General features: G+C 35.7%; 17 protein-coding genes. 2 read left to right on the top strand and 15 right to left on the bottom strand.

Annotated elements, in window-relative coordinates:
* Positions 1–12 precede the first annotated feature (12 nt).
* The 15 genes from rplN to rpsL form a co-directional block, all read right to left on the bottom strand.
* Positions 13–381 carry a 50S ribosomal protein L14 gene (gene rplN, locus ABD077_RS15070; RefSeq protein ID WP_027392543.1) on the bottom strand — a complete coding sequence of 123 codons (369 nt, stop codon included), beginning with the start codon at positions 379–381 and terminating at the stop codon, positions 13–15.
* Between the two features lie 2 nt (positions 382–383).
* On the bottom strand, positions 384–641 hold the full coding sequence (rpsQ, locus tag ABD077_RS15065; protein ID WP_025741866.1) for a 30S ribosomal protein S17: 258 nt from the start codon (positions 639–641) through the stop codon (positions 384–386).
* Positions 642–653: 12 nt separating this feature from the next.
* Entirely contained in the window at positions 654–848 is a 195-nt protein-coding gene (gene rpmC, locus ABD077_RS15060; RefSeq protein ID WP_299608386.1) for a 50S ribosomal protein L29, read from the bottom strand.
* Positions 849–860: 12 nt separating this feature from the next.
* Positions 861–1,280 carry a 50S ribosomal protein L16 gene (rplP, locus tag ABD077_RS15055; protein WP_299608388.1) on the bottom strand — a complete coding sequence of 140 codons (420 nt, stop codon included), beginning with the start codon at positions 1,278–1,280 and terminating at the stop codon, positions 861–863.
* 20 nt (positions 1,281–1,300) lie between these two features.
* Positions 1,301–2,029: a 30S ribosomal protein S3 gene (gene rpsC, locus ABD077_RS15050; RefSeq protein WP_027392547.1), complete on the bottom strand. Its 729-nt coding sequence runs from the start codon at positions 2,027–2,029 to the stop codon at positions 1,301–1,303.
* 10 nt (positions 2,030–2,039) lie between these two features.
* Positions 2,040–2,447, bottom strand: a complete 408-nt coding sequence (gene rplV / locus ABD077_RS15045; protein WP_343913108.1) for a 50S ribosomal protein L22 — start codon at positions 2,445–2,447, stop codon at positions 2,040–2,042.
* 8 nt (positions 2,448–2,455) lie between these two features.
* Positions 2,456–2,734 (bottom strand): 30S ribosomal protein S19, encoded by a 279-nt coding sequence (gene rpsS / locus ABD077_RS15040; RefSeq protein ID WP_027392549.1) that lies wholly within the window; start codon positions 2,732–2,734, stop codon positions 2,456–2,458.
* Positions 2,735–2,740: 6 nt separating this feature from the next.
* Positions 2,741–3,565, bottom strand: a complete 825-nt coding sequence (rplB, locus tag ABD077_RS15035) for a 50S ribosomal protein L2 (protein WP_343913107.1) — start codon at positions 3,563–3,565, stop codon at positions 2,741–2,743.
* A 9-nt stretch (positions 3,566–3,574) separates the two neighbouring features.
* Positions 3,575–3,865 carry a 50S ribosomal protein L23 gene (gene rplW, locus ABD077_RS15030; protein WP_299900880.1) on the bottom strand — a complete coding sequence of 97 codons (291 nt, stop codon included), beginning with the start codon at positions 3,863–3,865 and terminating at the stop codon, positions 3,575–3,577.
* A gap of 5 nt (positions 3,866–3,870) precedes the next feature.
* Complete coding sequence (rplD, locus tag ABD077_RS15025; RefSeq protein WP_343913106.1) at positions 3,871–4,500, bottom strand: 50S ribosomal protein L4; 630 nt, start codon at positions 4,498–4,500, stop codon at positions 3,871–3,873.
* Positions 4,500–5,117 carry a 50S ribosomal protein L3 gene (gene rplC / locus ABD077_RS15020; RefSeq protein WP_299608399.1) on the bottom strand — a complete coding sequence of 206 codons (618 nt, stop codon included), beginning with the start codon at positions 5,115–5,117 and terminating at the stop codon, positions 4,500–4,502. The genes rplD and rplC overlap by 1 nt, the downstream gene beginning before the upstream one ends.
* A gap of 146 nt (positions 5,118–5,263) precedes the next feature.
* Positions 5,264–5,569 (bottom strand): 30S ribosomal protein S10, encoded by a 306-nt coding sequence (gene rpsJ / locus ABD077_RS15015; protein WP_010181931.1) that lies wholly within the window; start codon positions 5,567–5,569, stop codon positions 5,264–5,266.
* Between the two features lie 10 nt (positions 5,570–5,579).
* Positions 5,580–7,706, bottom strand: a complete 2,127-nt coding sequence (gene fusA, locus ABD077_RS15010; protein WP_343913105.1) for an elongation factor G — start codon at positions 7,704–7,706, stop codon at positions 5,580–5,582.
* 12 nt (positions 7,707–7,718) lie between these two features.
* Positions 7,719–8,195, bottom strand: a complete 477-nt coding sequence (gene rpsG / locus ABD077_RS15005; protein WP_219009333.1) for a 30S ribosomal protein S7 — start codon at positions 8,193–8,195, stop codon at positions 7,719–7,721.
* 23 nt (positions 8,196–8,218) lie between these two features.
* Complete coding sequence (gene rpsL / locus ABD077_RS15000) at positions 8,219–8,593, bottom strand: 30S ribosomal protein S12 (protein WP_024770883.1); 375 nt, start codon at positions 8,591–8,593, stop codon at positions 8,219–8,221.
* A 184-nt stretch (positions 8,594–8,777) separates the two neighbouring features.
* Here rpsL and ABD077_RS14995 point away from each other — a divergent pair, with 184 nt between their 5' ends.
* A complete protein-coding gene (locus ABD077_RS14995) occupies positions 8,778–10,472 on the top strand; it encodes a POTRA domain-containing protein (protein ID WP_343913104.1) in 1,695 nt (564 codons plus the stop codon).
* A gap of 429 nt (positions 10,473–10,901) precedes the next feature.
* A complete protein-coding gene (locus ABD077_RS14990) occupies positions 10,902–14,081 on the top strand; it encodes a SusC/RagA family TonB-linked outer membrane protein (protein WP_343913103.1) in 3,180 nt (1,059 codons plus the stop codon).
* The last annotated feature ends 2 nt before the right edge of the window (positions 14,082–14,083 follow it).

Raw genomic sequence — 14,083 nt, 5'->3', positions numbered from 1 at the left:
TCTGCAATACTATTAAAGCACTTCTGGCGCTAGTGATACAATCTTCATAAACTGCTTGTCACGAAGTTCTCTCGCTACAGGACCAAACACACGTGTTCCTCTCATTTCTCCAGCAGGGTTCAAAAGAACACATGCATTATCATCGAAACGAATATAAGAACCATCTGGTCTGCGCACTTCTTTTTTGGTACGAACTACAACTGCAGTTGAAACCGCTCCTTTTTTGATATTTCCATTTGGAGTTGCTTCTTTAACACTGACAACGATCTTGTCTCCTACAGAGGCGTATCTTCTTTTTGTACCACCTAAAACACGGATAACTAAAACTTCTTTGCCACCTGTGTTGTCTGCTACTTTTAATCTAGACTCTTGTTGTACCATAATTACTTAGCTCTTTCAATTACTTCTACTAATCTCCAGCATTTGGTTCTACTCATAGGTCTTGTTTCCATGATCTTTACAGTATCACCAATATTGCAGTCATTTTTCTCGTCGTGTGCAACATATTTCTTTGTTTTTAACACGAACTTTCCGTACATCGGGTGTTTCACTTTTTTAACCTCAGAAACCACAATTGATTTCTGCATTTTGTTACTAGTAACTACACCTATACGTTCTTTTCTTAAGTTTCTTTTTTCCATCTTTCAGCAGAATTAACCGTTTAATTCTCTTTTAGTAAGCTCTGTTTCCATTCTCGCAATAGATCTTCTAACCTTACGGATTTGTAAAGGATTTTCTAATGGAGACATAGCGTGAGCCATTTTTAAATCTGAATATTCTTTTCGATATTTTCCAAGTTCCTCTTGTAATTCAGCTGTCGACGATTCTTTTACTTGTGATTGTTTCATAATCTTCAATTATTAAGCTTGATAATCTCTAGCTACGATAAACTTAGTTTTAACTGGTAATTTCTGAGCGGCTAAGCGTAATGCTTCTTTAGCCACATCATGAGGAACACCACTTATCTCAAACAAGATTCTTCCTGGTTTTACAACTGCTGCCCAATATTCTACAGCACCTTTTCCTTTACCCATACGTACTTCAAGAGGTTTCTTTGTAATAGGCTTGTCTGGGAAAATTTTAATCCACAGAGAACCTTCTCTTTTCATATAACGAGTAGCAGAAATACGAGCTGCTTCTATTTGTCTAGCGGTTACAAAACTTGAATCTAATGCTTTGATTCCGAAAGTTCCATTAGAAAGCGTATGACCTCTTTGAGAAAGACCTTTCATACGTCCTTTTTGCTGCTTACGGAATTTTGTTCTTTTAGGCTGTAACATTGTTAATTTACTTTAAAAAATTACTTTCTACGACGTGATTTATTATTTCCACCTCGTCCGGCTCCTCTGTCGCCTCCTTTTCCTTGTTTCTTAGAAAGACCTACTAAAGGAGAAAGCTCTCTCTTACCATATACTTCGCCTTTCATAATCCATACTTTTACACCCAATCTACCATAAGTAGTGTGCGCTTCTACCAAAGCATAATCTATGTCAGCTCTAAATGTTGATAAAGGAATTCTTCCGTCTTTATAAGACTCTGAACGTGCCATTTCAGCACCATTTAATCTTCCTGAAATTTGAATTTTGATACCTTCAGCATTCATTCTCATTGCAGCCGCAATAGCCATCTTTATTGCTCTACGATAAGAGATACGACTCTCTATCTGTCTAGCAACACTAGATCCTACTAAAAACGCATCAAGTTCTGGTCTCTTGATTTCAAAAATATTAATCTGAACTTCCTTATCTGTAATCTTCTTAAGCTCTTCTTTTAACTTGTCTACCTCTTGACCACCTTTTCCGATAATAATACCAGGTCTAGCAGTAGTGATAGTAACGGTTACAAGTTTAAGCGTACGCTCGATAATTACTCTAGATACACTAGCTTTAGATAAACGTGCGTGTACGTACTTTCTAATCTTATCGTCTTCGGCTAATTTATCACCGTAGTCATTACCTCCGTACCAGTTGGATTCCCATCCTCTAATGATACCAAGGCGATTTCCGATTGGATTTGTCTTCTGTCCCATACTATTTATATTAGCTTTGTGTATTATTTTTTGCCGCAACCACGATTGTAACGTGATTAGAGCGTTTTCTTATTCTGTGTGCACGACCCTGCGGTGCTGGACGTAATCTTTTTAACATACTTCCACCATCTACACGAATCTCTTTTACGAAAAGATCAGCATCTTCAATGTTTGCGTCTTCATTTTTTGCTTGCCAGTTTGCTATTGCAGAAAGCAATAACTTTTCTAAACGACGTGCAGCTTCTTTTTGACTAAATCTAAGAATATGAAGCGCTCTTTCTACCTTTTCACCACGAACTAAATCTGCTACTAAACGCATTTTGCGAGGTGACGTAGGACAGTTATTAAGTTTAGCAAAAGCAATCTGCTTTTTCTCTTCCTTAATTCTTTCTGCCATTTCTCTTTTACGAACTCCCATAGCTTAAATTATTTTTTACCTTTATTTTTAGCACCAGCGTGCCCTCTGAAAGAACGTGTTGGCGAAAACTCTCCTAATTTATGACCTACCATATTTTCTGTAATGTACACAGGAACAAACTGGCGACCATTGTGAACTGCGATCGTCTGACCAACAAAATCAGGAGAAATCATAGAAGCTCTTGACCAAGTCTTGATAACAGTTTTCTTATTAGCCTCAACATTCGCTGCAACTTTCTTCTCTAACTTGTAGTGAATGTAAGGTCCTTTTTTTAATGAACGTGCCATATCTTATTATTTCTTTCTACGTTCTACAATATACTTATTACTCGCTTTTGTCTTAGAACGGGTTCTAAATCCTTTAGCAGGAAGACCTTTTCTAGAACGTGGGTGACCTCCAGAAGAGCGTCCTTCACCACCACCCATTGGATGATCAACAGGGTTCATTGCTACAGGTCTAGTTCTAGGACGACGACCTAACCATCTTCCTCTACCCGCTTTACCACCAACAACTAATTGGTGATCACTGTTAGAAATTGCTCCGACAGTAGCCATACAATTTACTAACACCATTCTCACTTCGCCAGAAGGTAATTTTACTGTAGCAAACTTACCATCTCTCGCCATAAGCTGAGCAAAAGAACCAGCACTACGTGCCATTACAGCACCTTGACCTGGTCTCAATTCTATACAAGAAATAATAGTACCTAGAGGGATATCGCTAAGTGGCATTGCGTTCCCAATTTCTGGAGCAACATTGTTACCAGAAACTACGTTCTGACCCACTTGCAGCCCATTCTGAGCGATAATATAACGCTTCTCACCATCTTGGTAGTTTAAAAGCGCTATAAAAGCAGTTCTGTTCGGATCATATTCGATAGTAGCAACAGTAGCAGGAATTCCTTGCTTGCCTCTTTTAAAATCGATAATACGATACCTTTTCTTATGACCTCCACCTTTGTAGCGCATGGTCATTTTTCCTTGATTGTTTCTACCGCCTGATCTTTTTTTCGGAGCTAATAAACTTTTCTCCGGCTTATCAGTAGTAATGGCATCAAACCCATTAACTACTCTAAAACGCTGACCTGGGGTAATTGGTTTCAATTTTCTTACTGACATTTTTTAGTCTTAAAGATTACTATATAAATCAATTACATCACCTTCCGCCACCTGTACAATAGCTTTTTTAATAGCTTTTGTTTTACCAGTGATCATTCCCGTTTTTGTATAACGAGTTTTACGATCTGGACGGACATTAATAGTTCGAACTTTAGTAACAGATACTCCATAAGCAGCTTCTACTGCTTTTTTGATCTCTACCTTATTCGCATTTCTATCTACCACAAATCCATAGCGATTATAAACCTCACTATCTGCAGTAGCCTTTTCCGTAATAATAGGTTTTATTAAGATACTCATGGCTTCTATTTACTTAAATTCGTTTCAATTCCTTTCAAAGAACCCTCTAAAAGAACAACATTCTTAGCATTAAGTATTTTGTAAGTACTTAATTCTGAATAAGTTATAACTTCAGAGCTTTTTAAATTACGTGACGACAAATATACATTTTTATTTGACTCTCCCAACACAAATAAAGATTTTTTATCCTCCAGCCCTAACGACTTTAAAACTGCAGTAAAATTCTTTGTTTTAATTGTATCAAAAGTGAAGTCCTCTACCACTGTAATCGCCTTATCATTTGCCTTTATACTTAGCGCAGATTTACGTGCTAATCTTTTTAAATTCTTATTTAATTTAAAAGAATAATTACGTGGTCTAGGTCCGAATATTCTACCTCCACCTTTGAAAATTGGAGACTTAATACTACCTGCTCTAGCCGTACCGGTTCCCTTTTGTTTCTTAATTTTTCTTGTACTACCTGCGATCTCAGCACGTTCTTTAGCTTTATGCGTTCCTTGACGTTGATTCGCCAAGTACTGCTTAACATCTAAATAAACAGCGTGATCATTAGGCTCTATACCAAAAACAGCATCAGAAAGATCTACCTTTCTACCTGTTTCTTTTCCGTTAATATCAATTACTGCTACCTTCATTACTTCTGAATAGTTACGTAAGCGTTTTTATGTCCAGGCACACAACCTTTCACAACTAGTAGATTCTTTTCAGCTACTACTTTTAACACTTTCAAGTTTTGAACCTTTACTTTATCTCCACCCATTCTTCCTGCCATACGCATTCCTTTAAACACTCTTGCAGGATACGATGCAGCTCCGATTGAACCAGGAGCTCTTAAACGGTTATGCTGACCATGTGTTGCTTGTCCAACACCACCAAAACCGTGTCTCTTTACAACTCCTTGGAAACCTTTTCCTTTTGAAGTTCCTGTTACATCCACGAACTCTCCTTCTACGAAGTGCTCTACAGTGATTGTATCACCTAATTTGTACTCCTCATCAAAACCTTGGAATTCCACAACTTCGCGCTTAGCAACAGTTCCTGCTTTTTTAAAGTGACCTAAAGCCGCTTTCGTAGCATTTTTGTCTGCTTTGTCATCGAAACCTAATTGAATAGCCTCATAACCATCCACTTCTTCAGTTCTGACTTGGGTAACCACGCATGGTCCAGCTTCGATCACTGTACATGGAATGTTTTTTCCATTCTCGTCGAAGATGCTGGTCATACCGATCTTTTTTCCTATTAACCCAGACATATTTATTAATTATTAATTAGTATACTTATTTAAAATTTTGCAAAAAAACAGGGTCAAAATACTTCAACCCTGAATGTATTTTTGCCGTTTTTCCCTCGCACGCAGCTTGGGACATTTCATGTAAGACTTTCTTACTGGAAGTTTTATCAAACTTTGATTTCCACTTCAACTCCACTAGGTAATTCTAACTTCATTAACGCATCGATCGTTTTTGAAGAAGAACTATAAATATCTAAAAGTCTTTTATAAGAACTTAACTGAAATTGCTCTCTCGACTTCTTATTTACGTGTGGAGATCTTAAAACAGTAAAGATCTTTTTATGTGTTGGTAATGGAATTGGTCCAGTCACCACAGCTCCAGTACTCTTAACAGTCTTAACAATCTTTTCAGCAGACTTATCTACTAAATTATGATCGTAAGATTTTAATTTTATTCTAATTTTTTGACTCATTTCTGTAAAATTAAGCGTTAACTCCTTTTGCTGCTGCAATCACTTCTTCTGATATATTCGAAGGAGTCTCAGCATAGTGAGAAAATTCCATTGTAGATGTCGCTCTACCAGATGATAAAGTTCTTAATGTTGTTACATATCCAAACATTTCAGAAAGTGGTACTGTAGCCTTAACCGTTTTAGCACCTGCTCTATCACCCATATCACTTACCTGACCTCTACGTCTATTCAAATCACCTACGATATCACCCATGTTTTCTTCTGGAGTAATAACCTCTAGTTTCATGATAGGTTCCATCACCACAGCTTTAGCTGCTTTTGCCGCTGCTTTAAAACCAAGCTTAGCAGCCAATTCGAATGATAACTGATCAGAATCCACATCGTGATAAGAACCGTCTGTAAGAGTAACTTTCATAGCATCTACTTCATAACCCGCAAGCGGTCCATTTTGCATTGCCATTTTAAATCCTTTCTCTACAGAAGGAACAAATTCCTTAGGAACGTTACCTCCTTTAATCTCGGAAACAAACTCTAATCCTACTTTTCCTTCTTCTGCAGGTTCTAATGTAAATACAATATCCGCAAACTTACCACGTCCACCAGACTGCTTCTTATAAACCTCTCTGTGCTCTGCACGTTGTGTAATAGCTTCTTTGTACTCTACTTGTGGCTGACCTTGATTAACTTCTACTTTGAACTCTCTCTTCAAACGGTCAACGATAATATCTAAATGAAGCTCTCCCATTCCAGAAATAATTGTCTGTCCTGAAGCCTCATCCGTTCTTACTGTAAATGTTGGATCTTCTTCTGCTAACTTAGCTAAAGACAAACCTAACTTATCCACATCAGCTTTAGTTTTTGGCTCAACAGCAATACCAATTACAGGATCAGGGAAATCCATTGATTCTAAAACGATAGGATTCTTCTCATCCGACATCGTATCACCTGTTTTGATATCTTTAAAACCTACTGCAGCTCCAATATCTCCAGCTTCAATATATTCTATTGCATTTTGCTTATTAGAATGCATCTGATAGATACGAGAAATACGCTCTTTCTTACCTGAACGATTGTTCAAGATATAAGAACCAGCATCTAAACGCCCTGAATATGCGCGGAAGAATGCTAAACGCCCTACGAAAGGATCTGTAGCAATCTTAAATGCTAACGCAGCAAACGGTTCCTTAACATCTGGCTTACGTAACTCTTCTTGATCAGTATTTGGATTAATCCCTACAATACCTTCTTTATCCGTTGGAGAAGGCAAGTAACGACATACTGCATCTAATAAAAACTGAACTCCTTTATTCTTAAAAGCAGAACCACAAATCATCGGAATGATAGACATATCCATTACTGCAGCTCTTAAAGCAGCATGAACTTCTTCTTCTGTAATTGAATCCTCATCTTCCATGAATTTTTCAAGAAGCTCTTCATCATAAGCAGCAACTTCTTCTATAAGTTTTCCTCTTAACTCTGCCGCTTCTTCTTTTAATTCTTCTGGAATATCGATCACATCAAAAGTAGACCCTTGTGTTTCATCATGCCATACAATAGCACGATTCTTTACTAAATCCACAATTCCTTTGAAATCAGCTTCATCACCAATATTCATTACAATAGGAACTGCATTAGAACCTAGCATATCTTTCACTTGTTGACACACTGCCATAAAATTAGACCCTTGACGATCCATTTTATTTACAAATCCGATACGCGGTACTTTATAATTATCTGCTAGTCTCCAGTTAGTTTCTGATTGAGGCTCAACACCATCAACAGCACTAAATAAGAAAACTAACCCATCAAGAACACGTAAAGAACGGTTAACTTCTACCGTAAAATCAACGTGTCCCGGAGTATCGATGATATTAAAATGATATCCTTTTGTATCTGCAACAGCCTGACCATTTTCTGTCGGAAACTTCCACTCACAAGTGGTCGCAGCAGAAGTAATTGTAATACCTCTTTCCTGCTCTTGCTCCATCCAGTCCATAGTAGCAGCACCGTCGTGCACCTCACCGATCTTATGACTTACACCTGTGTAATATAAGATACGCTCTGTAGTTGTAGTTTTTCCTGCATCAATATGTGCAGCAATACCAATATTTCTTGTATATTTTAAATCTCTAGCCATTTCTGTTCGTGATTAAAATCTAAAGTGTGAGAATGCTTTATTTGCTTCAGCCATCTTATGGGTATCTACTCTTTTCTTAACCGCAGCACCTTCTTCTTTTTCTGCAGCAATAATCTCTGCAGCAAGTTTCTGTGCCATAGACTTTTCATTTCTCTTACGAGCAAACTGAATCAACCATTTCATCGCAGTTGATATCTTTCTGTCTGGTCTGATTGGATTAGGAATTTGGAAAGTAGCTCCTCCAACACGACGACTTCTTACTTCTACATGTGGCATTACGTTTGATAACGCATCTTTCCACATTTCCAAAGCTGTTTTTTCTTCGTTTTGTTTTTTCTCTTCTACGATATCAATCGCATCATAGAAAATTTTGAAAGCAACCGATTTCTTACCATCCCACATCATCATATTAACGAAACGAGTCACTAATTGATCATTAAAACGTGGATCAGGTAAAATAGGTCTTTTTTTAGCCTTTCTTTTTCTCATGTCTTCTTCTTAAAGTTTTTTAATTACTTTTTAGGGCGTTTTGCACCATATTTAGATCTACGTTGCGTTCTACCTTCAACACCAGCGGTGTCTAAAGCTCCACGAACAATGTGATATCTAACTCCTGGTAAATCTTTTACCCTTCCACCTCTAACTAATACTATCGAGTGCTCCTGTAGATTGTGACCCTCACCTCCGATGTATGCGTTTACTTCCTTACCATTAGTTAACCTAACACGAGCAACTTTTCTCATTGCTGAATTTGGTTTTTTTGGTGTAGTAGTATAAACACGCGTACAAACACCGCGACGTTGCGGGCACGAATCCAAAGCAGCCGATTTACTCTTCTTAGTTATTTTGGCTCTACCTTTTCTTACTAATTGTGAAATTGTTGGCATAATTTGCTTTACACTATTATTAAAATAATTTTAAATTACCTCTTTATAGAGGGCTGCAAAGGTAGAAATATTTTTTAGCAATTCAAATCCTAATGCATTAATTTTCAAATACATTTAAAATGATAGGATTAAACCGTAAGAAATACCTGTATTTTCCGTTATTTTAGCAGTATTAAATTGCAGTTTGAAAACCTTATATTTTTACATCTTCGTCCTTAATATATGTATACATTCTTTTTGTAATGGACAAAATTCATCAATTACCCTTCAGATAAAAGGGCAAGATTCTATCGAAACAGCAAAGATTGATAGCATTTCTTACAACAAAACATTCGACAACTATATTGATTTACAAACTGAAACTAACAACTTACACAAAAAACTATTAAAAACAGGTTACCTTGACGCAGAATGGGGAGGCATCACAAAAACCTCAGACACCACATTTCTAAGTAGTTTTAAACTTAACCAAAAATACACCGAACTTATTATAAAATATGACAATGAAACATTACCCTTAAAAATAATAGAAGAGATCTCCAAAAATACTACTACCACAGAATTTATTATCCCCATCAACAAAACTGAAAAAACACTACAATTTTTGACCAACTATCTTGTAAACCAAGGAAACACATTTACCAACCTTTACTTAACCGAAATAAAAAAAAAGAAACAAAAAGTTTTTGCTACCCTAGTGAGCAAAATAGGAGTTGAAAGAAAAATCGACGATATAATTATAAAGGGATACACCAAATTTCCAAATTCATTTTTGAAATATAACAGCAAAATAAAAAAGGGAGATGTCTTTAACAAAAATGATGTTTTAAAGAAATCACAAGCAATCGACAATCTCGGCTTCAGCAAGAACATAAAACCTCCTGAAATATTATTTGAAAAAGATTCCACCAAAATCTATCTATATCTAGAAAAGAAATCGGCTAATAGCTTTGATGGATTCCTTGGGTTTTCGAACGACTCCGAATCCAACAACCTTGAATTAAATGGATATTTAAATTTGAATCTGATAAACAACCTTAATTTTGGAGAAAGGTTAAACCTAATATATAAGAGTGACGGAAATGAACAACAAAGATTCCAAGCCAATTTATTCCTACCCTATCTATTCAAATCTCCTATTGGTATTGAAGCTGGTCTTGATATTTTCAAAAAAGACTCTAGCTTTCTGATTACCGAACAAAGGTTAAAACTTAATTATTTAATAGATGACAAAAACAACATATCGCTAGGATACAAATCAGTTTCTTCAGACAATCTTCTCGATGAACCACAGCCCAGTTTAAACATAGAAAACTATTCCTCTAACTTTTTTGGAATAAGCTTCAACCACACAAAAAGACAAAACAACACTCTATTTCCTATAAAAAACAACTACAACATAGAAGTAGAATATGGAACACGCAAAACTGAAGATTTAAAAACTAACCAAATAAAAGGAACTATTAACATCGAATACATCTTCAAGCTAAACACTAGAAATAATATTTTTATAAAAAACAGTTCGGCTACAATTTTTTCTGACGACCTTTTATTTAACGAGCTTTATAGGTTTGGTGGAATCAATTCTATTCGAGGCTTTGAAGAAAACAGTATTAACGCTTCATTATTCAACGTTTTTTCTACGGAATACAGATACATTCTATCAAACAATATATACATACATACAATAACCGACTACTCCTACTTTGAAGATGAAACAAACAACATTTCAGACAATTTAACCAGCTTTGGTTTTGGATTAGGCTTAAATACAAAAACTGGTTTATTCAGAATAATTTTCGCCAACGGAAAAAATAGTGACACTAACTTCGAGTTTTCAAACACCAAAGTACATCTTAGCCTAAATGCTAAATTCTAAAAGACAAACCTTCAAGAAAAAAGCCTCTTAAATACCAAAACAAAGAAATCACACACTCATTATTCTAAAATCATCTAGAAATAATTAATTTATAAAAATCCAACATTTTAACATTTCAACCACAAATCATTCAAAACTCTTAAACCCAGTCCTACCGGAAAAACCTAAAGAACAAACACAAACTATAACAAACTCAAAACAAAAGATTTAGGCCAAAAACCACATCCAAAAATCATTATTTTTACAAGCTATTTATGAAACAAAAAACGAACTTCAAAAATGCCCAATCACAGAACTACAACGTTATAGTAGGATTTCACATTATATTAACTTGACCTGAACAATAATTTAATTTTTAACTAAATAAAAGTTGTTTAATTAAGATATTATTATGATTTTTGGCATTGGCTAATTCAAATAAATTATAAAATGAGAACAAAGTTTAGAGGAATTCTAACGCTATTGCTGGCGTTTGTAGTGCAACTAACGTTTGCACAAGAAAAAACGATCTCAGGTAATGTGACCGACAATAGTGGGTTGCCGCTTCCAGGGGTAAACATCGTTGTAAAAGGTACTAGTAAGGGTACTCAATCTGATTTTGATGGTAATTATACCATTCAGGCTAGTAGAGGATCTGTACTTGCTTTCAGTTATCTAGGATTTACAACAAAAGAAGCTATTGTTGGTGACAATAGTGTAATTAACGTTAAATTAGAAGAAGATGCTGCTACCTTAGAAGAAGTAGTTGTAACAGCACAAGGGATTAAGAGAGAAAAGAAAGCTCTTGGTTATGCCGTAGCTACTATTGCTTCTGAAGATATTTCTTCGAAACCACAAACTGATGTGGTAAGAGCTCTTACAGGTAAAGCTCCTGGGGTTAACATACAGCAAACTTCAGGTCTTTCAGGATCTGGTACTAACATTATAATTAGAGGTTATTCATCTATTAATGGAAGTAACCAACCTCTTTTTGTTGTTGATGGTATTCCTTTTAATTCAGATACAAACAATACAAGTAACTTCGTACAGGGTGGAGCAGCGGCATCGAGTCGTTTTTTAGATATCGACCCTAATAACATTAAAGAAATTTCAGTACTTAAAGGATTAAGTGCAACTACTTTATATGGACAAGCAGGTAGAAACGGTGTGGTTTTGATAACTACTAAAACTGGTTCTAGCTCTGACGCTAATAAGAAGTTTGAAATATCAGTAAACACATCGTTCTTCGCTAACGAAATTGCTAATTTACCTGATTACCAGAACTCTTATGGGAATGGTTTTTATCAGAACTATTCTCAAGCTTTTAGTAACTGGGGTCCTAATTTCAACGCCAGAGGTCAACAAGGAATTGCTGCTGATGGTACAGTGCCTCACCCATATGACAGAGACGCTCTTGCTACTGCATTTCCTGAATTTCAAGGTGCTAGATATGAATATCGCCCTTATGAAAGTGTAGAAAGATTCTTTAAGACGGGATCTGTAATTACAAACACTGTTTCTGCTACTTCATCTGGTGAGAATGGAAATATTAATATTTCATTTGGTCATACTGATGATCAAGGTTTTGTTGAAACAAACGAATACAAAAGAATTAACTTTAGTGTTGGTGGATCTTTAAAGTTATCTAACAAATTCTCTATCAACACATCTATGAACTATGTTAGAACCGACCGTCTTGTACCACCAACAGCTGTAGGTTTTGGAAGTAATCCAGCAGGAGCTTCCTTATTCGCAAACGTTCTTTATACACCTCGTAGTGTTGATTTATTCGGATTACCTTTCGAAAATCCTTTAGATAATTCTTCTGTTTTCTATAGAGCTGGTAATGACATCCAGAATCCACTATGGACGCTTAACAATATCGAAGATGAAGAAAGAATTAGAAGATTTTTCGGAAATGTTACTACAAATTACGAAATAAATGATTGGATGAACTTGTCTTACCGTGTTACTATCGATGGATACAATCAGTTAAATCAGAGAAGAGCTAATAAAGGTGGACAACAAGTTGTTGGAGGAAGTCTTAATGATGTAAATATTGAAAGTACTGTATGGGATCATACTTTAAGTTTAAATATAGACAAAAACATCGGTGATAGTTTTAACATCAACAGTACAATCGGTCTTAACCCAAGACAAGAACGAATTGAAGTAAATGGTGTTAATAGTAGTCAACAAAATATTTACGGACTATTTACTCACCAGAATTTTGAGGAACAAATAGGATTTACAGGTTTCAATGAATTTAATATCGTTGGAGCTTATGCAAGTATCAATTTTGGTTACGAAGATTATTTATATCTTAACCTTCAAGGAAGAAATGACTGGTTCTCTTCTTTACCAAGCGGAAACAGATCTATTTTCTATCCATCAGCTAGTTTATCTTTCGTTCCAACATCAGCTATAGGAGCATTAAAAGAAACTAACGCTATTAACTATCTTAAAGTACGTTTAGGATATGGATCTTCAGCAGGTTTCCCTGCAGCTTATTCTACTGTAGTAGGTTTAGGAAGTGGTACAAATGTTTTTGACAGCCCTACTGGTGGAACAACTAACACTCTGAATATATCTAATCAATTAGGAAATCCAGATCTTAAACCAGAATTACAAACAGAGCTTGAAGCTGGTTTAGAAGCTAAGCTTTTTGATAACAGAATTGGATTTGATGTTTCTGTATATAGAAGAATTTCTGAAGATCTTATCTTACAAGCAAGACAGTTAGACCCATCTACTGGATTTACAGTAACAGCGGATAACATTGGTGAAGTATCGAATGAAGGTATTGAAGTAGGATTCAACTTAAACCCAATCAGACCAAAAGATGAAAATGGATTTAGATGGGATATCTCAGGTCAGTATACAATCAATGAAAACATTGTAGAAGATAACGGTGGAGAACCTGGAAGTATTGAAATATTTGCTGGTTTTGGTAATCAAGGAAATGCAGCTATCACTGGTGAAGCTTATGGTGTTATCGTTGGAACATCTATCTCAAGAGATGCAAATGGAAACTTTATTGTTGGGTCTGACGGAAACTATCTTGTTGATAATGATCTAAAAATAATTGGTGATCCTAATGCTGATTGGAGAACTACAATAATCAATGAATTTTCGTACAAGAATTTCTCTCTTGCTGCTCAAGTAGAATATACTCATGGAGGAGACATCTTTTCTACAACTGCATCAGCATTATTATCAAGAGGTTTAACAACTGATACTGATTTTGACAGAACACAAACTTTTATATTACCTGGTGTGACTGCTGACGGTGCTCCAAACACTACGCAGATTGCAGCTACTGATTATGGTTTTGTGAATTCTGGATTCTTTATTGACGAGCAAGCTATTTATGATGCAAGTACAATCAGATTACGTGAGATCTCTCTAAGTTATGACTTCCCTAAAAAATATTTGGAAAAAACTCCGTTCGGAAGTTTATCAGTTAGAATTATTGGACAAAACATGTGGTACAAAGCAATCAATTTCCCTGACGGTTTAAACTTTGACCCTGAAGTAACAAGTTTAGGTGTTGGTAATGGACAAGGATTCGATTACTTAACAGGTCCAACAGCAAAAAGATTTGGTTTTAGTTTAAATCTTACATTCTAAAA

Source organism: Aquimarina litoralis, assembly GCF_039523995.1.
GTDB classification, from domain to species: Bacteria; Bacteroidota; Bacteroidia; order Flavobacteriales; family Flavobacteriaceae; genus Aquimarina; species Aquimarina litoralis.
Note: the sequence above shows the minus strand (reverse complement) of the source record. Positions and strands in the feature narration are given on the sequence as shown.